The sequence below is a fragment of the Flavobacterium branchiophilum NBRC 15030 = ATCC 35035 genome, from assembly GCF_002217205.1.
Taxonomy (GTDB): Bacteria; Bacteroidota; Bacteroidia; order Flavobacteriales; family Flavobacteriaceae; genus Flavobacterium; species Flavobacterium branchiophilum.
Genome location: NZ_MUGT01000047.1, coordinates 60,730 through 83,321, shown reverse-complemented (window position 1 = coordinate 83,321; position 22,592 = coordinate 60,730). Strand labels below are relative to the sequence as shown.

19 protein-coding genes, 1 tRNA gene and 1 pseudogene are annotated in these 22,592 nt (G+C 30.8%); 7 read left to right on the top strand and 14 right to left on the bottom strand.

The window, feature by feature from the left end; genetic code table 11:
• Positions 1-22: 22 nt before the first annotated feature.
• The 3 genes from B0A58_RS06690 to B0A58_RS06680 all read left to right on the top strand — a co-directional run bounded on the left by B0A58_RS06690 (position 23) and on the right by B0A58_RS06680 (position 4,301).
• Positions 23-1,954 carry an LTA synthase family protein gene (locus B0A58_RS06690; protein WP_089080400.1) on the top strand — a complete coding sequence of 644 codons (1,932 nt, stop codon included), beginning with the start codon at positions 23-25 and terminating at the stop codon, positions 1,952-1,954.
• A gap of 22 nt (positions 1,955-1,976) precedes the next feature.
• Positions 1,977-3,179 carry an LETM1-related biofilm-associated protein gene (locus B0A58_RS06685; RefSeq protein ID WP_089080399.1) on the top strand — a complete coding sequence of 401 codons (1,203 nt, stop codon included), beginning with the start codon at positions 1,977-1,979 and terminating at the stop codon, positions 3,177-3,179.
• A 180-nt stretch (positions 3,180-3,359) separates the two neighbouring features.
• Positions 3,360-4,301 (top strand): hydrogen peroxide-inducible genes activator, encoded by a 942-nt coding sequence (locus tag B0A58_RS06680; RefSeq protein ID WP_089080398.1) that lies wholly within the window; start codon positions 3,360-3,362, stop codon positions 4,299-4,301.
• A gap of 35 nt (positions 4,302-4,336) precedes the next feature.
• On the opposite strand, the gene B0A58_RS06675 is transcribed toward B0A58_RS06680, so the two are convergent.
• The 8 genes and pseudogenes from B0A58_RS06675 to B0A58_RS06645 all read right to left on the bottom strand — a co-directional run bounded on the left by B0A58_RS06675 (position 4,337) and on the right by B0A58_RS06645 (position 10,337).
• Entirely contained in the window at positions 4,337-5,350 is a 1,014-nt protein-coding gene (locus B0A58_RS06675; protein WP_089080397.1) for a COX15/CtaA family protein, read from the bottom strand.
• A 12-nt stretch (positions 5,351-5,362) separates the two neighbouring features.
• A complete protein-coding gene (locus tag B0A58_RS06670) occupies positions 5,363-6,781 on the bottom strand; it encodes a CCA tRNA nucleotidyltransferase (protein ID WP_089080396.1) in 1,419 nt (472 codons plus the stop codon).
• A gap of 53 nt (positions 6,782-6,834) precedes the next feature.
• Positions 6,835-7,401, bottom strand: coding sequence for an L-threonylcarbamoyladenylate synthase (locus B0A58_RS06665; RefSeq protein ID WP_089080395.1), 567 nt, complete (start codon positions 7,399-7,401; stop codon positions 6,835-6,837).
• A gap of 320 nt (positions 7,402-7,721) precedes the next feature.
• A tRNA-Tyr gene (locus tag B0A58_RS06660) sits at positions 7,722-7,802 on the bottom strand.
• A gap of 410 nt (positions 7,803-8,212) precedes the next feature.
• Positions 8,213-8,599 (bottom strand): annotated as a pseudogene (locus tag B0A58_RS16800) (TlpA family protein disulfide reductase); the annotation flags it as partial.
• A gap of 18 nt (positions 8,600-8,617) precedes the next feature.
• Positions 8,618-9,382: a DUF4369 domain-containing protein gene (locus B0A58_RS16795; RefSeq protein ID WP_243389460.1), complete on the bottom strand. Its 765-nt coding sequence runs from the start codon at positions 9,380-9,382 to the stop codon at positions 8,618-8,620.
• A gap of 65 nt (positions 9,383-9,447) precedes the next feature.
• A complete protein-coding gene (locus B0A58_RS06650; protein WP_089080394.1) occupies positions 9,448-9,888 on the bottom strand; it encodes a KTSC domain-containing protein in 441 nt (146 codons plus the stop codon).
• A gap of 200 nt (positions 9,889-10,088) precedes the next feature.
• Complete coding sequence (locus B0A58_RS06645) at positions 10,089-10,337, bottom strand: hypothetical protein (protein ID WP_089080393.1); 249 nt, start codon at positions 10,335-10,337, stop codon at positions 10,089-10,091.
• Between the two features lie 106 nt (positions 10,338-10,443).
• On the opposite strand from B0A58_RS06645, the gene B0A58_RS06640 reads away from it, so the two are divergent.
• On the top strand, positions 10,444-10,986 hold the full coding sequence (locus tag B0A58_RS06640; RefSeq protein WP_089080392.1) for a hypothetical protein: 543 nt from the start codon (positions 10,444-10,446) through the stop codon (positions 10,984-10,986).
• A gap of 36 nt (positions 10,987-11,022) precedes the next feature.
• Here B0A58_RS06640 and B0A58_RS06635 read toward each other — a convergent pair whose 3' ends face one another.
• Together B0A58_RS06635 and B0A58_RS06630 are read right to left on the bottom strand one after the other, a co-directional pair.
• Complete coding sequence (locus B0A58_RS06635; protein ID WP_089080391.1) at positions 11,023-12,063, bottom strand: PLP-dependent cysteine synthase family protein; 1,041 nt, start codon at positions 12,061-12,063, stop codon at positions 11,023-11,025.
• 79 nt (positions 12,064-12,142) lie between these two features.
• Positions 12,143-14,203 carry a S9 family peptidase gene (locus B0A58_RS06630; RefSeq protein ID WP_243389459.1) on the bottom strand — a complete coding sequence of 687 codons (2,061 nt, stop codon included), beginning with the start codon at positions 14,201-14,203 and terminating at the stop codon, positions 12,143-12,145.
• Between the two features lie 155 nt (positions 14,204-14,358).
• On the opposite strand from B0A58_RS06630, the gene B0A58_RS06625 reads away from it, so the two are divergent.
• Together B0A58_RS06625 and B0A58_RS06620 are read left to right on the top strand one after the other, a co-directional pair.
• Positions 14,359-14,679: a YbaB/EbfC family nucleoid-associated protein gene (locus B0A58_RS06625; protein WP_089080389.1), complete on the top strand. Its 321-nt coding sequence runs from the start codon at positions 14,359-14,361 to the stop codon at positions 14,677-14,679.
• Between the two features lie 437 nt (positions 14,680-15,116).
• Entirely contained in the window at positions 15,117-15,710 is a 594-nt protein-coding gene (locus B0A58_RS06620; RefSeq protein WP_089080388.1) for a murein L,D-transpeptidase catalytic domain-containing protein, read from the top strand.
• Between the two features lie 12 nt (positions 15,711-15,722).
• Here B0A58_RS06620 and B0A58_RS06615 read toward each other — a convergent pair whose 3' ends face one another.
• Positions 15,723-16,490, bottom strand: coding sequence for a sulfite exporter TauE/SafE family protein (locus B0A58_RS06615; protein WP_089080423.1), 768 nt, complete (start codon positions 16,488-16,490; stop codon positions 15,723-15,725).
• An 81-nt stretch (positions 16,491-16,571) separates the two neighbouring features.
• On the opposite strand from B0A58_RS06615, the gene B0A58_RS06610 reads away from it, so the two are divergent.
• Positions 16,572-17,093: a DUF7935 family protein gene (locus tag B0A58_RS06610; RefSeq protein ID WP_089080387.1), complete on the top strand. Its 522-nt coding sequence runs from the start codon at positions 16,572-16,574 to the stop codon at positions 17,091-17,093.
• Here B0A58_RS06610 and B0A58_RS06605 read toward each other — a convergent pair.
• The 3 genes from B0A58_RS06605 to B0A58_RS06595 form a co-directional block, all read right to left on the bottom strand.
• A complete protein-coding gene (locus tag B0A58_RS06605) occupies positions 17,086-17,976 on the bottom strand; it encodes a patatin-like phospholipase family protein (protein WP_089080386.1) in 891 nt (296 codons plus the stop codon). The genes B0A58_RS06610 and B0A58_RS06605 overlap by 8 nt on opposite strands.
• Positions 17,973-20,036 (bottom strand): M1 family metallopeptidase, encoded by a 2,064-nt coding sequence (locus tag B0A58_RS06600; RefSeq protein WP_089080422.1) that lies wholly within the window; start codon positions 20,034-20,036, stop codon positions 17,973-17,975. Before B0A58_RS06600 ends, B0A58_RS06605 begins: the two co-directional genes overlap by 4 nt.
• Positions 20,037-20,113: 77 nt before the next feature.
• Entirely contained in the window at positions 20,114-22,501 is a 2,388-nt protein-coding gene (locus B0A58_RS06595; protein ID WP_089080385.1) for a heavy metal translocating P-type ATPase, read from the bottom strand.
• Positions 22,502-22,592: the final 91 nt, after the last annotated feature.

The following is a 22,592-nucleotide window of genomic DNA, read 5'->3' as shown; positions in this document are numbered from 1 at the left end:
ACAATTACAGTATTGCAAATACATGACTAAAAATTTTAGAATTTCAGAATATAAAATCTTACTTATAAGATTATTACTTGCCTATTTATTTTATTTTGTAGCAAGATTATTGTTTTTTATCTATAATGTAGATCTATTAAAAATCAATTCAATTGCAACATTTTTTGAACTATATTATTATGGACTAGCTTTTGATACAACAGCCATTCTATATGCCAATAGCCTTTTCATTTTATTATCTATTATTCCGTTTTGGACAAATACAACTCCCAAATACCAGCAAATTTTATTTTATATCTATTTCCTATTCAATAGTATAGCTTATTCATCTAATTTTATAGATTTTATTTATTACAAATATACATTTGCAAGAACAACAATTGTTGTAAAAAATATATTAGAAAATGAAACAAATAAATTCAAACTTTTTAGTGGTTTTCTGATTCACTATTGGCATGTTTTTTTATTATTGATCATTACGTTGTATTTATGGGTTTATATTTATAAAAAAATTAATATAAAAAAATATTTACCCTCAAATAAATTTCAATATTTTGGATCTTCAATAGTTAGTTTTTTAATCATCGTAGCCTTTGTAATTGCTGGAATAAGAGGAGGTGATTTTGATAAATCTACTCGACCAATAAATATTCTTGATGCCAGTAAACATGTAAAATATCCCGCACATTCCGATTTTGTTTTAAATACACCATTTGCAATAATTAGAACCATGTTTAGCAATAGCTTTCAAAAAACTAATTATCCAGAAATAAACCCAAATCTGATACAAAAAACCATTCGACCTATTAAATTTTACAAAAATAATCCAAGTATTAAGCCAAATATTGTAATATTTATATTAGAAAGTTTTGGTAAAGAATATGTTGGGGCTTTTAATAAAAACACTACAATTCCAAAATATGAAAGCCATACTCCATTTATAGATTCGTTGGCTAATAATAGTCTAATATTTACAAATGCTTATGCTAATGGAAGACAATCCATACATGGCATGTCGTCTGTTTTGGCAGGAATTCCTTCATTTAAAGATGCATTTACATCATCGCCTTATCCTAAACAAAAAATCGAATCTTTGGTATCTACTTTAGGATCAATAGGTTATGAAACAAAATTTTTTCATGGAGCAGCCAATGGTTCAATGGGTTTCTTAGGTTTTTCAAACATATTAGGAATCAACCAATATTATGGAAGGACAGAATATCAAAATGAAGCAGATTTTGATGGATTTTGGGGCATTTGGGACGAACCTTTTTTACAATTTATGAAACGTAATTTAGATAATACTAAAAACCCTTTTTTGGCAACAATATTTACAGTAAGTTCTCACGAACCATATAATATACCAAACCAATACAAACAAAAATTTACAGAAAAGCAATTACCCATACACAAATGTATTGCCTATTCTGATTATAGTTTGAAGCAATTTTTTAAAACTGCCAAAAAGACTTCGTGGTTTCAAAACACTATTTTTGTGTTTGTGGCAGATCATTGCAATCAAATTTATTATGAAGAATATCAAAAACCAATCAATCACTATGCCATTCCAATCATGTTTTATAAACCTGGAAATCAATATGTTGGTGTAAATGATGACTATGCTCAACAGATTGATATTTACCCAACCATATTGGACATGATAGGTTATCCAAAACCATTTAGAAGTTGGGGGCGCAGTTTAGTTGCACAATCAGAAACTCCTTTTATAATCAATTCAAACGGAACTTATTATCAATTTTTAGAAGGGCCTTACATTTGTATTTTTGATGGTAAAAAAGCAATTGGGTTTTATGATAAATCAGATAAATCATTGTCTATCAATTTAATAACCAAAAGAAATACCACGATGAATCAAATAGAAACCAAATGTAAAGCCTTCATTCAAGATTATATGGAGCGAGTTATTGACAAAAAATTAAGTAGTAAAAATTAATTTTTATATATAAATTAGCAATATGATTAATCCATCGGCACCTGGTTGGGTAGAAAAATTTTTTCAGGAACAAAATTTTGAAAACATAAATACAGAAATATCTACTTTCAAATTTTATGAAAATATCAGAAAAACAGGATTAATTTTTGGACATATAGTCTCATTTGATACACCAAAGCAAATGGATAGTTTGCATTGGAAACCCGATGAAAAAACAAAAATTGCTTTGTTAAATACGTTGTATCAGTTGTACCTACGGAATTCAAATATTAAAAATCATACAGATTTTTTGAAAATAATTTCAAAATATTATCTAGAAATTATTCCAAATTCAAATAATATTATTACAAAATTATTTTCAACACAAGATCATAGTTTAAAGTTAGAACAAATTATAGATAGTCGTGTACAAACCAATCAAGATCTTTTAAGTAAAAATTTTTCCAATATTTTAACAAATGCACTTTTATTTATCGACGTATTGGGTTTTGAAAGATATATACATAACGGCTTTATATCTAACAAATATTTTCAAAAAACTGAAGAAATTATTATAAGTATTATATCATTAGCATTAAAATTTAAGCAGCATAAAAGTAAAAATGATGAATTAATTTCAAAATTATTTGAATCTTCTGTAAGATATACCAAATTTTCTAAAATTAATGTTCAAAATATGGAACAACTAGAAGTTGGGTATTTTGATCATATTTTGGAAAAATATTATATGATAGATTTAGCTGGACTGTCAATGTGGAGTGATTTTCAAATAGAAAATGATGAAATCTATTTTTTACATAAATTAGCCGAACTGATGCAAATTGATGATTCATTTGTTGAAAATAGTATTGAGGAAACAAAAATCTATTTTCAACAAAATAAATCTGAAATTCCTTATTTTAATGATGCCAATCCCGTCAAACATTTCTATGTCAATACAGCTTTGACTATTGAAGTTTTGATCATTCGCAATAAAAATAGATTATTGAAAGAATTATCTCAAAGTAAAGAATTGTTGAAATTATTGGCTATTTCAACACAAAGGGATTTAGATGAAAAAGAAAAAAAGAAAATTAAATTACAACTATTAGATTTATGCAAAACAATTCCTTCTTTAACAATTTTTTTAATACCTGGAGGCAGTTTGATTTTGCCGCTTTTAATTAAATTTATACCTAAATTACTCCCTTCGGCATTTAATGAAAATTTAACAGAAGAAGATTAAATTTTCATTTACATTTAAAATTACATTAAGATATTCATATCTACCTCAAGCTGTTTAAAGATTTTTTAGTTGCCTTATGTTCACAAAATATTTTAAATTTTTTATTGAACCAAAATAAAATTGATTAAAGTATCAATTAAATTGATTTGTTTATATATTTGCATCAAAATACTTTATTTTATGACAATCACACAATTGAAATATGTTTTAGCAGTAGCTGAGCATAAAAATTTTACTTTGGCTGCAGAAAAATGTTTTGTTACCCAACCTACTTTAAGTATGCAAATACAAAAAATTGAAGAAGAATTGAATATTCTTATTTTTGATAGAAGTAAAAAACCCATTCAACTTACTGATATTGGTATTAAAATAGTTTCGCAAGCAAAAAACATTGTAAATGAAGCAGATAGAATTCAAGATATAGTTGAACAACAAAAAGGCTATATTGGTGGCGAATTCAGATTAGGGATTATACCCACCGTTATGCCTACTTTGCTACCTATGTTTTTAAATAATTTCATAAAAAAATATCCTAAAATAAAATTAATAATTGAAGAACTTAATACAGATGAAATAATTACTCACTTAAATTCTGGAACTCTTGATGCAGCAATTGCGGCTACCCCTTTGATGGAGGAAAAAATAAAAGAAATTGTTTTATATTATGAACCTTTTGTAGCATATTTACCAGAAAATCACACCCATACAAATAAAAAAGAGATAGAAATATCTGATTTGAATATTGAAGAAATTTTATTATTACAAGATGGACATTGTTTTAGAGATGGAATTTTAAATTTATGTAAAAATGATAAGAATTTTAATACAAATCATTTTCAAATTGAAAGCGGGAGCTTTGAAACTTTAATAAAATTAGCCGACGAAGGTTTGGGTATGACCCTCCTACCCTATCTACATACTTTGGATTTGAATGAAAATAACAAACTAAAATTAAAACATTTTTCAGAACCAAAACCGGCACGAGAAGTAAGTTTAATTTTTCCTAAAAATGAACTCAAAATCCATATTATAGAGGCACTTCGTACTTGTATTTCTGGTGTAATCAAAGGTGCAATTGCATTTCAAAACGTGCAAATCATTAGTCCTTTATATAAAAAATAAATAGTTTGATGCTTTCAAAATGATAAGTTGGTTAATTATTTTTTTATCAATTGTATTGCTAATTGATATTGTAATCCAAACAAAACAGAAGCAAATACCAAATGTATTGGCTGTGAAGCAAATGGAAAATGTAAGTAGGTAATAATGATGCCGCTTAAAGCTTCAAAAACAACTGCAAGCATGATCCAATTAACCAATTTTAATTGCACTGCAAAGCTTTTGTTTTGAATATAAAGATAAATTGTTGAAAACAAAACCAACATTGACAGCGTTCGATGGATATAGAATGTAATAGTTGGGTGTTCTAATATTATGTGCATTTGATCATACCCCAACATTTTTATTTGATCATCAACAAATTGTCTTACTTGTGTACCTAAAATTATTTGAATTAATGTTAAAAATATTGATAATATTAATATTTTATTGAATAAAATATTATTCTCATGTTGAAAAACTTGCTTTTTAGCAGCATCAATTGCTGATAACATAACAGCTACAATGAGTAATGCTACAAAAGTATGTAAGGTAATTTTTATTGGATTTAATACAGAATAAACCACTTTTGCCCCTAACCAACCTTGAAATCCCATTAAGATTACTGTAATCCATGACCAAATGGTAACTTTTTTATTGGTTTTCCAAAATCCAAATGAGCAAACAGCCATCAAAAAAACTACTATTCCAGCCAAGGCACCTGCTAGTCGATTAAGGTATTCGATCCAAGTGTGTTTGGCATTAAATATTGCATAGTCATGTTTAGTATAAGGTCGCCATTGTGTTGGGTCAAATGTCGTTTGGGTTTTAAAATTGCCCACTGCAACATACAACTTTTCGTCTTTTATAATCACTTGATTTTCAAGATATTGATGTTGGGGTTGCCACAACAACTGTTTGATGTCTGTGGGTGGAATGTAATAACCAAAGCATTTTGGCCAATCTGGACACCCCATTCCTGAGCCTGTCATTCGTACTAAAGCTCCCGCTATGATAACTAAATACACCAAAATCAGGGCGGTTTTTGCCGTTTTTATATAATATTTTTGCATTCCAATTGTATTTTATTCTAAAATGTGTAATCCTAGTTTTGCTGCTTTTTTAATAACAAAATCGTATGCTTGATCATAATTATTGGGTATTTCTCCATCTAAAATAGCTTCTTTTACAGCTTCTTTTAATATTCCTATTTCTTTTGAAGGTTTTATATCAAATATTTTCATAATTTCCTCGCCCGATATGGGTGGTTGAAAATTTCTTATGGCATCTCGTTCTTCAACTTCTTGAATTTTTTGTCTTACTATTTCAAAATTTTTATGATATTTCTTATATTTAGATGGATTTTTAGTTGTGATATCTGCCTCACATAATGTCATTAAACTTTCAATATCATCGCCTGCATCAAAAACCAATCGCCTTACAGCCGAATCGGTAACTAAATCTTGTGATAAAACAATTGGTCTGGAACTCATTGCAACCATTTTTTGTACAAATTTTAATTTATGATTTAAAGGCAAATGCAACCTTTCAAAGATTTTTTTTGTCATTTTTCCGCCTAAAAATTCATGCCCATGAAATGTCCATCCTTGTTTTTTATGGAACTTTTTTGTTGGTGCTTTGCCAATATCATGCAATAAAGCCGCCCATTTTAGCCAAACATCTTCAGTATTTTGACTTATATTATCTACAACTTCTAATGTATGATAAAAGTTATTCTTATGTGTATGTCCTTCTATTTCTTCAACTTCATTTAGGCTTGTTAATTCTGGCAAAATATAATCCAATAGTCCTGAATGGTATAATAATAAGAACCCAATAGATGGTTTTGAAGTATCTAATATTTTATTCAACTCATCGACAATTCTTTCGCCTGAAATAATTTTTATTCGTGAGGCATTCTTTTGAATTGATTCGAATGAAAGGCTGTTGATGTCAAAATGCAATTGTGTGGCAAATCTAATTGCCCGAAGCATCCTTAATGGATCGTCAGAAAAAGTAATGTCGGGATCTAAAGGTGTTTGAATAATTTTATTTTTCAAATCACAAACACCATCAAACGGGTCAATTAAATCGCCATAGTTTGATTGATTTAAAGACAGAGCTAAAGCATTAATAGTAAAATCCCTACGGTTTTGATCATCCTCAAGCGTGCCATTCTCTACAACTGGGTTTCTACTTTCAAAATGATAGCTTTCTTTTCTTGCACCAACAAATTCAATATCAGTATCTTGAAAACGCAGCATGGCGGTGCCATAAGTTTTAAATACTTGAACTTTTGGATTATTGGGCAACATTTCGGCAACTTTTAGGGCTAATGCAATGCCACTACCTACGGCTACAACATCGATGTCTTTTTTAAAAGCTCTATTTAATAACAAATCCCTTACAAATCCACCGATTACATAACATTCTATACCCAAATGGGTACTAGCTTTAGTAATTATTTCAAAAATAGGGTGGCTTAATGATGTTTTATAATTCATTTCTTTAAAAACTATTTTATTTTAAATATAAAAAAATACTTGCAATTTAATAATTATTTTCTTATAATTTTAACTTGAGCGTCCAACGATATTTTAATAATCGTAGATGGTTTTGTTGTTTTTTTATCTCTATTAAAATCGACAACATAATCAACTCCATTGATAATTTCTTTTGAAATTTCGTGAAAGTTTTGAGGGGTTGGCTGTCCAGTAATGTTTGCAGAGGTTGAAACTAATGGTACTTTCATTCGTTCTAATAGTTTAAAACAAAAAGGTTCTTTAACCATCCGTATGGCCAAAGTTTGGTCTTGAGCCATGAGATTGGGTGCTACATTTCGGGGCTTGTCTAATATCAATGTTGTTGGTTTTTCGGACAAATCGATGATTTGCCAAGCTACTTCTGGAATATCTTTAAAAATATTATACATCATTTTTTCGCCATTTACTAAACAAATCATGCTTTGTGTTGCGGCTCGTTTTTTGAGCTGAAATATTTTATTTATAGCATTTTCGTTTGTTGCATCACAGCCAATACCCCAAACCGTATCGGTAGGATATAATATAATCCCTCCGTTTTTAATAATTTCGTAAGCATTAAATACTTCTTGACTCAAGTCCATTTTAAAAAAATTTGTGTATATGAATTAACCAACAAAAGTACGGCTAACTATTAAACAAAAAAAATGTTTCTAAATATTTTAGATGTAATTTTTATTATAGGCTTATTTGTGGCATTATTTTAAAATATTTTATACGTTCGATGTTTTGATGCTATGTCGTTTTGTTGAACGAAATATAATAATTGCAGATGATGTTTGACAAAGTTTAAAACTTTGACAAAGATGATTGATACGATTAATGCTTAACTATACGACATTGATTTATAATGACATTTTAAAATAGGATATAAAAAAAGCTCCATATAATATGGAGCTTTTTGTGGGGAGAGCAGGATTCGAACCTGCGAAGTTTTCACAGCAGATTTACAGTCTGCCCTCGTTGGCCGCTTGAGTATCTCCCCAAATTGTTGGTTTCTCAAAAGCCGTTGCAAAGATACATTTGTTTTTTGTTTTTGCAAATAAAATTGTTGTTTTTTTTCAATTTTATTTGTTTTTAATACTATCTGTTTGATAATTAATTAACTAGAGTTATCCTGTTTTTTGTATTTTGGTTTCTTTTAGGAATCTTAAAATAAAGGAAGTTTGTATTTTGAAAATATGGCTTGTAATAATCATTTTTATATATTGAAAAAAGGGTTCTTTGAAAGGAGGAATGCGTTAGGGATAGTAGCGGCATCCTTTTTTTATTTAGGCTTTTTTTGGGCCTAGATAAAAAAAGATATAGCGAATAGCCCGACCCCTTGTGGGTAACGCCCTTTTTATACATATTGTTTGAAGCCAAAAAAAACTCCTTTTTAGGGGAGTTTTTATATTATTTGGATAGTAGTTCTTGAATTTTATTTCTGAGTTCTTGTCCTCTTAAATCTTTGGCTACTATATTGCCTTGGCTATCGAGGATAAAAGTGGCTGGAATGGCTTCTACTTGATAGGCTTTTGCTATGGGATCTTGCCAACCCATGAGGTTTGAAACTTGATTCCAAATGAGGCCGTCTTTAGCAATGGCATTTTTCCATTTTGCAGCATCTTCATCTAAAGAAACACCAATTATGTTCAATCCTTTTGAATGAAATTCCTTATAAATAGCCACAACATTCGGGTTTTCGGCTATACAAGGACCACACCAAGAGGCCCAAAAATCGACAATGGTAACTTTTCCAGCTATCGATTGTAATGAAATGGTTTTGCCTTCAGGCGTTTTGGCTTCAAAATTGGCTCTTCATTTGCCTTGTGGCTGTGGCCCAACTTGAGGGGCTGCAGCTTGAGGGGCTTTGTAATTATCAATAGCTGTTTTGATTATTTTTCCAGATTTGGTATTTTTTAATTCCTCTGTTAAGCTGTTGTATATTTTTTTTCCTTTTTCAAAATCTAAACCTGGTTGTTTGAACATGCCTTCAACAATAAGTACACTTATAAAAGATTTTGGATGCGATTCGGCATAAGTTAAATATTCATTTGTAAGTGATTCTTGAATTTTACCATACTCTTTCATCAATTTGTTGATAACTACCGTGTCTTTATTTTTTTGAGCATCGGTCATGGCTTGCATATTTTTGGTTTGAAAGTCCATCATTTCTTTTTGAACTTTTTTGCCAACTGTTTTCATTTCTTCGTTGAATTTTGTAAATTCATCGTTGTTATAGGTACCCGACACTTTTGATTTTTGGATGCTGTCTTTGTCTATGGTTACTTTGATTTCTTCGTTTTCGATAATCACAGGTACTTTGCCTTGTGCTTTGTCTAATTGAATGGTATAAATAGACAATTCTGTAAATTTTCCAGATAATTCAAATTTTCCGTCTTTTACTTTTGCAGTATCTACGGGTACTAACGACATGCCTGCTTCGTCTTGTTTTTCTAATACTATAGATGTTCCGTCTGCTACACCTTTTGCTTCGCCTGTGATTAAAAATTCTCCTTTTTTTACTTTGCTACAAGAGAAAATTGCTACAGAAATTGTAGCTAATAATAATATTTTTTTCATTTGTTTGGTTAAAATTAATTTTTGTAAAGTTACTTGAATAAATATTGTTTTTTCTAAAAATTTTGTTAATCTTGGTTAATTGTTTTTCTATATGGATAGGCTGAAAGTATGTGTCTTTTGGCATAACGTGCTGGTGAATCGGCATTTACCATTTTTACATAGATGGCTCTTGGCACGCTGATGTACTCGTAAACACTACCGTTTGAAAAATTAATTATCAATCGGCTATCTACATATTTATAGTCGGTTATGGTTGCATTTGCAATGGTATCTTTGTATTCTGGTAAATTTTGTTGAATGGTTTCGGCATTGATGCTTACTAAAAAGTGATAGGCTTCAATTATCGATTTACTGTTTTCTTCTGCGGCTTTTAATCCTGCATCGTCTCCCTGAAATTTATCTGGATGTGCTTCTTTCATCGCATTTCGATAAATATTTTTCAACTCTTTAAGGGTTACTGTTTTTTCAACATTTAGTAACTTTCTGTATTCAACTATTTTTTTCATAAATAAAAATTAAATGGCTTTTGAAGTTTTGTTGTTTTTTTTAAGGGTTAATTTAATGTAGCACAAACTTCATAACTTATTGTCTTTTAATTGTTTAACATTTTTTTTTAGCTTTAAAAAATGCACAATTGGGTGCAAAGGTACATTTTTTTGTTTTGAAAGCAAATTCAATTTAGCAATATCCTAAAATTTAGATCAATTTATTGTTTTGGTTTTCTGTTGGCCAAATCAAATCGTTTGGATTTTTTAGGGTATTGGTTGTAGCTTTTATCGCTTGGATTTTCGATTATGGTTTTGATGGTTATCAAATCGCCTACTTGAAAATTTTGTGTAACTTGCTTGTAATCTAATAAATACTCTCCACAAAAATAGTTGTTATCGTTGTCTTTTTCGATGTTTCCTGTATAAATCCCTTTTTTTAGTATGTCGTTTTCTTGTAATTTGGTCATGGTTTTTTAATTTTTTGCAAATATACGTTTTTATGTTTAGTTTCAATCCATTACTTTTGCCATACAATATGGCTTGTTGCAATTTATTTTTTAAAACTTGTATTTAATGAAACCATTCAAACCCAGCGCTAAAGCTTTCAAACACACTTTTTGTGTTTTTGAAGAAGTTCCTACTTCGACTATTACCCACATAAAACCTGATTTTATTAGTTTGTCTGGAAGTCAATATTTTTATCATTCGGATGGAATGTTTCGGTTGTCTAATCATTGGGGGCGATTGGCCAATAGCAAATGGCGGTTGATTAACAAAGGTTTTTCTGACGGGAAATTCAAATTAGGCTTTGCCAAATGGGAGGCGTTTTTTGAAGATAATGATCATGACAAATTGTATTATTTGGAATTAGATATTGATCAAAATGACATCCATTACCAACATAAAAACAATTCCAATTATGATGGAAAAGCCATTTTGAGAACGAGCTTTGAAACGGCAAAACGACTCAAACAAGCAAGAAACATTTGGACATTAACCAATTGGTTTAAACATTTTGAGCATTTTGAACTAGAAGATTTGAGAATTAAAATAGTCCAAGATTTGATATATACAAACAAGACTTTAGAAGCTATCAAACGACATTATATTACATAAAAAACTCCAAATGTTGGTTTGGAGTTTTTTATTTTTTTATTTGATAAATTCAATTTTTTGAGCTTCTTCGGCATTGATACTGTCAAAAAAACCTTGCTCATTCATCCAGTCATCACTATAAATTTTACTCATATATCGAGAGCCATGATCTGGAAAAATAGCTATTACATTAGCGTTTTTGTCAAATTCGCCCTCGGCAGCATATTGTTTGATGGCTTGTAAAACTGCTCCAGAAGTATAGCCTACAAACAATCCTTCTTTTTTTGTTATTTCTCTGGCTGCATGGGCACTTTCTTCGTCGGAAACTTTCATAAAACAGTCAATTACATCAAAATCAGTAGCTGTTGGAATCAGATTTTTGCCTAATCCTTCGATTCGATAAGGATAAATTTCGTCTGAATCAAATTCTTTAGTTTCGTGGTATTTTTTTAAGACCGATCCGTACGCATCAACACCTAAAATTCTGATGTTTGGGTTTTTTTCTTTTAAATATTTAGCAGTACCCGAAATGGTACCGCCTGTACCACTACAACATACAAGGTGTGTAATTTTTCCATTGGTTTGTTCCCAAATTTCGGGACCAGTAGAATTATAATGTGCTTCGATATTCAATTCATTGAAATATTGATTGATATACACCGAACCTTTTGTTTCTTCATGTAATCTTTTAGCTACATTATAATAAGAACGTTCATCATCTGCAGAGACATGTGCAGGACAAACATACACTTTTGCTCCTAAGCTTCGAAGCATATCTATTTTATCTTTAGAGGATTTTGAACTTACTGCTAAAATACAATTATACCCTTTGATGATACTTACCATTGCCAAACTAAACCCAGTATTTCCAGAGGTTGTTTCGATAATTGTATCGCCAGGGGTTAAAATACCTCTTTTTTCTGCGGCTTCAATAATATATAAAGCAATTCTATCTTTTGTAGAATGTCCGGGATTGAATGCTTCTACTTTTGCAAAAAAGTTGCCTTCCAATCCTTCTGTTACTTTTTTTATCTTAATAAGTGGCGTATTACCTATTAATTCTAGTATATTATCGTATGCTTTTATTTCTTCTTTCATAAAAAAATACTTAATCTAAGGTTTTATTTTTCATTTTGCAACCTCTGAATATGTGCAAAAATAAGTAATTTATTTTTAATTAGTTATTTATTTTTTCTAAATCTAATAAAAAAGTAAATTCTTTGGCCAATTCTCTCAATGCTTCAAACCTTCCAGACGCTCCTCCATGTCCTGCAGACATGTTGGTATCCAAGTATAATTGGGTATTATTGGTTTTCATTTTTCGGAGTTTTGCTACCCATTTGGCGGGTTCCCAATATTGTACTTGCGAATCATGCAAACCTGTAGATACATACATATTAGGATAATTTTGAGCTTTTACATTATCGTAAGGCGAGTATGAAAGCATATAATCATAATATGTTTTGTCATTTGGATTGCCCCATTCGTCATATTCGCCAGTTGTAAGCGGAATAGCATCGTCGAGCATGGTAGTTACTACATCTACAAAAGGTACCTGAGCAATTACTCCTTGATATAATTCGGGTGCCATATTAACAACTGCCCCCATCAAAAGGCCACCAGCCGAACCGCCTTCGGCATATAAATGGTCTTTTGAAGTATATTTTTGATCGATTACATATTTTGAACAATCAATAAAATCTGTAAAAGTGTTTTTCTTTTGCAATAATTTCCCTGATTCATACCATGTTCTGCCTAAGTCCTCTCCGCCTCTAATGTGTGCAATGGCATATATAAAACCTCGGTCGAGCAAACTCAATCTAGTTGAAGAAAAATAAGGATCCATAGAGCTGCCATAAGAGCCATAAGCATACATCAAAAATGGGTTTTTACCATTTTTTTGCATCCCTTTTTTGTAAACAACAGACATGGGTACTTTGGTTCCATCTGTAGCTGTGGCCCAAATACGCTCTTCAATATAATTTTTTTTATCAAATTTGCCTCCCAATACTTCTTGTTCTTTCAATATTGTTTTGGTTTTTTTACTCATATCAAAATCAATAATAGAGGGTGGTGTAGCCATCGATTGGTATCCATACCTTAATATCGACGTGTCAAAATCAACATTGGTTGTTGTATAGGCGGTGTAGGTTTCTATTTCAAACGGCAAATAATAGGCTCCTTCCCCACTCCATGGTCTTATATTGATTTTGTTTAATCCATTAGAACGCTCTTCTACAACCAAATAATCTTTAAAAATTTCAATTCCTTCTATCAATACCGCTGCTCGATGCGGAATTAAATCCACCCAATTTTCTTTAGAAGTTTGTGTTTCGGGTGTTTTCATCACTTTAAAATTGGTAGCTTTATCTTTATTTGTAACTATATAAAAATCAGAACCATAGTGAGATATACTGTATTCTAAACCTCGAGTTCGTTTTTGAAATATTTGAAAATTTCCATTTGGGTCATTGGCATTTAAAATTTGATATTCTGAAGTTAATGTACTAGAAGACCCAATAACCAAATATTTTTTGGACTTCTCCTTATATATATAAGTAGAAAAAGTATCGTCTTTTTCATGGTAAACCAATACATCTTGTGTTGCCTCTGTACCCAATTGGTGTTTGTATATTTTGTCTGAACGCAACGTTACCAAATCTTTTCTGGTATAAAACAAGGTTTTATTATCATTTGCCCATGTAGAACCGCCTGTGGTTTTTTCTAATTTTATGGGCAATATTTCATTGGTTTCCAAATTTTTAATCATAATGGTATATTCTCGTCTGGAAACGGTATCTACACCAAAGGCACACCATTTATTATCTTCGCTAATGTTTAGTCCCGATAATTTGAAATAGGAATGTCCTTTTGCCATTTCATTACAATCAAACAAAATTTCTTCGGCTGCACTTAAAGTTCCTTTTTTTCTAGAATAAATAGGATAATCCTTACCTTTTTCGTATCGGGTAATGTAATAATATCCATTATATAAATAAGGAACGGAGCTGTCATCTTCTTTGATACGGGATTTCATTTCTAAAAATAAATTTTCTTGAAATGTTTGAGTATGCAAAGTAGCAGCTTTATAATAGTCATTTTCTTGATTCAAATAGTCAATAACTTCAGGATTTTCTCTTTCATTTAGCCAATAATAAGGATCTATCCTTACATCGCCGTGTTTTTCTAATTGCTTTTCTATTATTTTTGCAACTGGAGCTGTTTGTGGTTTTGTCATTGCTTTTGTTTTATTTTGTGCATTTGAAGGGGCAAAAATAAGGGATAAAATCAAAATAATAGGTAGCGTTTTCATAAATATTGCTTAAAATTTGTTGCAATGTACTAAATTTGTCAATTGAAAAAATTATTTATTAATAAAAAAGTAAAAAAAAGATGGATTTAATGGGAATGATGGGTAAATTGAGAGACACCCAACAAAAAATGGAAGATACAAAAAAACGCTTGGACCAAGTGTTGATTGATCAAAAAAGTTCCGATGGCTTACTAAAAGTAAGTGTTACTGCAAATGGCAGCATCAATAGTTTGACTATTGCCGAAGCACTTATGGAAGACAAAGACCAATTAGAAGATTATTTGATTCTGACACTCAATAAAGCACTTGCTGAGGCCAAAAAAGTAAACCAAGCCGAAATGGATGCTGTTACTAAAATTGATATGCCAATGATGCCTGGTATGGAAGATTTATTTAAATAATATTTTAATTTTTTATTATTTATTTGATAATAATTTTATTTAAAATAAATATAAGTAAAATATTTTTATATAAATATTTTTATAACTAAATAAATTAAGCTACAAAATAGAATGTAGCTTAATTTATTTTTGATTGTTTTTGACTTCTTTTTATTATTTACCGTATTTTGCGTTAGAGATAGTAGTGAAAATCCTTTAGAAGCCCCCCAGCCCCCAAAGGGGTTTTGTAAAAAATAGTTTATATAAATTGTTGTTTTATTTGGCATTTAGTTTTTTTTTTGAATAAATAAGTCGGTTTTTAGCAATAAAATACTTTGAAATTCGTTGTATTAAAAGTTGGTTTTCGTTATGAAATCCCTATTAACAACAAGTTTGCATAAGCGGACTTTTATAAATAAAAGGCGGTGGGATAAATGGCTACAAAAAAATAAGTTTTTATGAAAAATATGATATTCTTGATGTATTTTATGAGTTGGTCTTGCTATCAGGCACAAAGTAAAATGCCTGAAAAAAATTACAAAAACTTCCATCTTGAAGCTCAAAATTATTGTAAGTCCCATGAAATGAATACTGACTATTATTTTTTGTTGGATTTGAGTTTGCATCCAGGTCGTAATCGTTTTTTTGTAATCGATATAAAAGAACAAAAAATTATTGATCGGAATTTAGTTACCCATGGCAGTTGCGATGTTTTTTCGGACAATCCAAATAAATGGGAAAAATCCAAATTTGACAATCGATTAGACAGTCATTGTTCTATGAAAGGCAAATATAAAATTGGGAAAAGAGATTGGAGTGCATGGGGAATTAAGGTCAAATATTGGCTTGAAGGTTTGGAAGAGTCGAACCAAAATGCAGTAAAAAGGGTGGTTGTGTTGCATTCGTGGGAGGCCGTTTCCAATACTGAAATATATCCAGAAGTAAGCCCACTTAGCTGGGGTTGTCCTGCGGTATCGGATGTTTTTATGCAAAAATTGGATACTAGATTAAAAGCCTCCAAAAAACCCGTTTTGCTATGGATTATCGATTAAAATTGGTTTACATTAATGATAAAAAACATCATAACCAAATCGGAGCAAAGTGCCAACAACTACAATTATAAAAAATATTCTTATAAAAGCATTTCCTTTTTGAATTGCTAATTTGGATCCTAAAAATCCACCAAAAGCGTTGCTAATTGCCATTGGCAAAGCAATACTCCAAATAATTTTGCCTTTACAGCTAAACAATATGATAGACCCTAAGTTGGTAGCTAAATTGACCATTTTGGCATTTGCCGATGCTTCTAAAAAATCATAACCCAAAAGTGAAATAAATGCCAAAACAAAAAAACTTCCTGTGCCTGGACCAATAAAACCATCATAAAAACCTATCACCACACTGCTAACGATGGCTCCTTTTATCTGTTGTTTTTTTGTAAGATTTAAAATGCTTTTTTGACCAAAATTTTTTTTAGTATAAGTGTATATCAAAAGGCCAACTAAAATGATCAGCAAAATGGGTTTCATAAAATTGTTATTGACTTTTGTTAGTAATAATGAGCCCAAAAAAGCAGCTGGAATTGCCAATAAAATCATGATAATCAGCAAGTTCCATTTTAGTTTTACCTTTTTTAAATATTGAATAGCTGCCAAAAATGTTCCTGAAAATGAAGGAATTTTTACACTTCCAATGACCGTTGCCACTGGAAATTGTGGCAATAATACCAAACTCATAGGCGTTTGAAGCAAACCACCTCCTCCAACAATAGCATCTATAAATCCTGCAACAAAAGCAGTACAACACAATATAAACAAAACAATGGCATCCATAAAAAAAAATTTGCTCAAAAATACTCAATAAATGCTTCAAATGATTTGTTTTTTTGTTTATTTGCATTCAAATTCAAAATCATGACATCAACCCCATTTATTCAAATATTAGCCTATACCTTACCCTCCATAATTACAGGATGTGTGGCATATTATTTATTTAATTTACATTTCAAAGAACAACAAAAAATCAGGAAATGGATGCTTCAAAAAGAGAGTCAAAAAACGGTTTTGCCATTGCAATTACAAGCTTTTGAAAGAATGATTTTGTTTTTAGAGCGTATATCTTTATCTCAATTACTAATTAGAATTCAGCCTATATCCGAAAATAAATGGGATTATGAAAATTTTGTTGTTGCACAAATCGAACAAGAATTTGAACACAATTTAACCCAACAATTGTACCTTTCTGAAGCGGCTTGGACTATCATTATGGCTGCTAAAAATACAACCATTCAAATTATTAGAAATACCAATAAAGAAACTTCAATAACAAATGCCAACCAACTTAGGGAGTCTATTTTGAAAGCACTTTTGGATAAAAAATCACCAAGTGTAGAGGCAATTTCTTTTATTAAAAATGAGATAAAAAGTATTATTTAATACCTTTATTTTTGCTGGTTGCATATTGAAACCCTTCGTCCCACCAGATTTTCATTTTATTTTTATTAAAAATCAATGGATTGTTTGTTAAAGAAGAAGGAGTGTAATATAAGTTTAATTTTACATTTTTATTATTTGCTGCGAGTTTACCTATGGTAATATCGTGTTTTTCAATTTGGTCTAAAAGGGTTTGAAACAAATCAACCATCAACGAAAATGGGTTTTTTCCGATGTTTCTGGGTTGTAATAATTTTTCTGTTTCCAAAATAATAACATCTATTTCTGTGGCTCCTCTATTGATGGCCTCTCGAATTGGAACTAAGCTAGAAAATCCGCCATCGCCATACAAAGAGCCATTTCGTGAGCTTAAACTCATAAATGGTATATAATTACAAGAAATCCAAACCCAATCACAAAAATCTTGATAATTAAAATCTTTAATCGATTTGTATTCTACTTCGTTTTTAGACAAGTTGGTAACTGTAACTACAATGTCTTTTGAGGAGTTTTTAAGTAGATTAAATTCTTCTTTTGTAAAATTATCTTTAATATATTTTCTCAATCTTTGGCTTTCGCCAAAAGTTCGTCGGCCTCTAAAAAATTGTTTGATTACATTAAAATGATTGATACTAACTACCTCTATTCCATTCTCCATTTTAATTTTAAACGGATTGATGTCAAAAATTTTCGACATATCAACACTTGTATAAATGCCAAAAATTTTGTCCACTTTGCTTAATGCCAAATGTGGAATTAGCAAACTGCCGGTAGAAGTACCTAAAAAAAGGTCGTATTCAAACCCCCTATTTTCGATAAGGTATTGGGCTACTCCGCCCGCAAAAGCCCCTTTGCTGCCCCCGCCTGAAATTACTAATGCTCTCATTTTTCTAATAATAAATGATTTAAAATTGTTTTTTGATCATTTGGAAGTGTAACCAATAAAGTTTCAAAATAACTTCGATGGGAGCTATTTTTGAGCATCAAACGGATTTTTTCTCTTGCAAATTTTGAAAATTGCCATTTATGACTGGTCAAAGCTTGAACTAAATGTGGCAAATAATTGAAATCATTTTTGTTTAAAAAAATCAAATTATTTAAAGCATTTTGTCGGGTAGCACTTTCATATTTTTCGGACGAATATTCAATTAACTCGTCATAAAATGAGGTTTTGTTTTGAGGGTTATAATTAGACGTTTTTAATGCCAAGGTAAGCCACAAAATACGTAAATTTTTATCATTAAAACCTATCCATTCCTGGGTTTGATTTAAGAGTGCGGTTTGGTCTTCGGGAAATTTTCGCCATAAATTAGTCAATACAATTTCTTTTGTAATATAGGAATTATCATTTAATAATTGAGTATAAAGCGGTTTAAAATCTTCCGAATGAATACCCAGTCGGGCAATATCTTGTTTGATAGACAAGTTTTGTGTTGCAAAAGCGGCTTGTACAATATCTGATTTTGACTCGTAAGGAATATCTTTAATTTGAAACAATATTTCTGATTTGATAGGGTAAAAAGCATCGGACTTCATAAGCTCTAAAAAGGTACTTTTTTTGTCTAAATAGCTAACATTTTCCATAGAAGCCACATCAAAATATTGATTCATGAACGGGCTTTGATTTAAAATTTTCATGGCTTCAATGATGTCAAATTTGCCGTTTTCGAGCCATTTTTTCTTAAAAACAGCCTGATCAAATGGAGCTACTTTGTTCATTTCATCTAAAAATTCATTTGTATTGACATTTAAAAATTGATATTTTTGTAAATAATTTTTTATTCCTTTTCGAAATGCTTCTGGCCCAATTTGATGTTTTAGTGCATGCAGTGCCCATGCTCCTTTTTTATAATAGGTTAGCGAACTGGCCTTGTTACTTAAAATGGGTATCGAATCCGTTTCAGATGCTTTTTGCAATTGTTCGGCCATGTTGTATAATTCCCAATCCATTTCATTTTGACCATACAAATGTGCTTCTGCCAAAAGGGCATAATATGTTGCAAATCCTTCGTGTAACCAATGATCTACATCTGATTTTGAAGTAATTAAGTCTCCAAACCAATGATGGGCCAATTCATGTGCATTGACATTGACATAACTTTTATCATGAAAACCAATAGCATCTATAACAAAATCTTGCGAAAAAATAGTTGCTGTAGTATTTTCCATGCCTGCATATAAAAAATCTTTCACGGGAATTTGTTTGTAAACAGACCAAGGATAGGGAACTCCTATTTCTTTTTCAAAAAAGTCAAATATTTCTTTAGAATACCGGTAAGTGGCTTCATATTTTGAACGGTCTTTGGGCTGATAATACAATGATAAAGGAATGCCCGATGAAGTTTTTATTTTTTGATGTTCAAATTGACCAATTGCCAACATCAACAAGTAGGAACTCATGGGTTTTTGCATTTCATAAGTCCAATATTTTTTATTTTTTTTGAAAAAAGTCTTTTTTAATAGGCCATTTGAAATGACTTCAAATTTTTTGTCAAATCCAATCGTGAGATTAAAAATCAATTTTTCGTTCAAATCATCAAAACTTGGAAACCAAGCGCTGCTATTTTTGCCTTGCCCTTGTGTCCAAATTTGCAAATCGTCATTATTGCCTACAAAATACATGGTTTGTTTGGGCTGTACTTCATAATTAAATGTAAGGTAATTGGTAGCCCGTTTGATGTTGTCAAACAAGAGAATTTGTTTGTTGGTAACTAAATATTTAACTTTTTTGTTGTTTAACCGAACATCATCAACTTTCATATTGACGGCATCAATTTTTATAGTATCTATTTCATTCATTACCTCAAATTGAAAAGCAACTTGCCCTATAACTTTTTTAGTTGCTACATCTAAGTCTAAGTTTGCTTTAACAGATTGAAAATCAACATTTTTGAATTGTTGTGCCTGTGTTCCAATTGCGATAAATAACCAAAGAAAATACTTCATATTGCTACTTTTTTTCATCAAAACAAATATAGCAAAATTTAGGTTTTATTGATAAAAAAAATAAAAAAATCGTTTTTTTATAATTTTTTTGCAAAATAAGTACTCATTATCGTTACAAAACTTACAATGGTAATGGTGCTTAGAGGCATAATAATGGCTGCAACTAGAGGTTGTAATTGTCCCGTGAGAGCAAAACCTAGCCCCACAATATTATACAGTATTGAGAGTGTAAAACTCCATTTGATAGTAGTCATGGCTTGCTGTGAATATGCTAAAAATGCAGGAATTTTTTCAAACTTTGAAGCCGCTAAAATAGCATCGCAAGCAGGAGAAAAAACATTGACATCTTCGGAAATTGAAATACCAACGTGGCTTTGAGCCAGTGCTCCTGCATCATTTAGCCCATCGCCAATCATCATGACTCGCTTTCCTTCGATTTGAAGCTGTTTGATAAAATCAAGTTTTTGCTCGGGTTTTTGGTTAAAAACCATTTCAACATGTGGAGGCAACCATTTTTCTAAACGCTCTTTTTCGCCTTCATTGTCGCCAGAAACTATTTTCAACTCAAATTGTGTACTCAATTGTTGAAAAAGCTTGGTTAAACCCTTGCGGTAATTATTTTTGAAAACAAATTTACCATGATAAACTCCAGAAATGGCTATATGAACGGCTGTTTGCAGGTGGTTTTCGTTTTCAATAATTGAGGCTGCTCCAACAAATGTTTTAGAACCTAGTGTGATGGTTTTATTTTGGAAAGTAGCTTTCAATCCTTTGCCAGTAACTTCTTCATAATCAGTTAATTTAATAGATGGAAATGCAGGTAAAAAATCATATAACAACCTACTTAATGGATGGTTTGAACTTCTCAAAGTACTTTTTACAATTGCCATATCGGCATCCAATATAGTGCTACCAATATATGAAATTTCTGATTTTAAATTGCTCGTTATGGTGCCTGTTTTGTCAAAAACAATAGTGTCTATTTGTGCTATTTGCTCTATTACTAAAGCATTTTTAAGATAAAATTCATTTTTTCCTAATATTCGTAATACATTGCCAAAAGTAAACGGTGCGGTAAGTGCCAATGCACACGGGCAAGCAACTATCAAAACGGCCGTAAAAACGTTGAAAGCGGTATTGGTATTTTGAAAAATCCAAAATCCAAATCCTGCAAATGCCGTGATTAATAATATAGGAGTAAAATATTTGCTAACAGTATCTGTAATTGTTTTATACTTTTGATTGACCGTTTTTTGAAAAACATCGTTGCTCCACAATTGTGTCAGATAACTTTGCGAAATCGTATGTAAAACCGTCATTTCTATTGGTTTTCCTATTTGCTTGCCTCCTGCATACAGGGTGTCGCCAGATTTCTTAAAAACGGGTTGCGATTCGCCCGTTACAAAACTATAATCAATAGCCGCTTCTTCAGACAATAAAATACCATCAACAGGTATCAGTTCTTGATTGCGAATGAGCAACATATCGCCTTTTTGAATATCATATACCGCTATACTTTCCTCTAGTGTATGGGTAGGGTTTACTTTGGTAACTGCAATAGGAAAATAGGATTTGTAATCTCGTTCAAAACTTAAAAAATTGTAAGTTTTAATTTGAAACATTTTGCCCAATAGCATAAAAAATATCAACCCTGTTAAACTATCAAAAAAACCCGATCCATAATCCATTATAATGTCAAAAGTACTACGAACAAACATGACAATGATGCCCAACGCAATTGGGATATCCATATTGAGCATACCGCTTTTAAGGCTTTTGAATGCTGAAACATAATAACTACTGGCCGCATATACAAAACTAGGAATGGACAAAGCAAAAATAAGCCATCTGAAAAAATTACGGTATTGGTTGAGCCAAAATTCATCAACCTCAAAATATTCGGGAAATGACAATAACATGATGTTGCCAAAACAAAAAAAGGCTACTCCAAGTTTGTAGGTCAATGATCGATCGATAGACGGAGTTCCTGTTTCATAATTTTCGAGACTGATGTAGGGTTCATAGCCAATTGAACACAAAACAATTACAATTTCATGAAGCGAAACAAGATCATTATCAAAATGAATTCTTACTTTTTTTTGATTAAAATTGACTTCAGATTTTGAAATGCCTTGATTTAATCGTTGTAAGTTTTCTAAAACCCAAATACACGAGCTGCAATGAATGTGAGGAATAGTTAAAGAGATAATACAGTTTGTATTTTCTTTAAAATCTAATATTTTTATAATAATATCTTCATTTTTTAAGAAATCATATTTGCCCTGAATGTCGTTGGGTGTACTGCCAGGTGTTTTTTCAAAATCATAATAACAGCTCATGTCGTTGATGGAAAATATTTCGTACACTGTTTTGCAACCATTGCAACAAAATTTTTTTTTATCAAATTCAATTTCATTATTTGCATCCGTATCCAAGCCACAATGAAAACATTTTTCGACAACCATAAAAAGCATTTTTAGTATAATGCAAATATTCAAAAAAACATTCTAAAAAATGATGATAATTATCATTAAAAGTTATATTTTTGTTATAAAA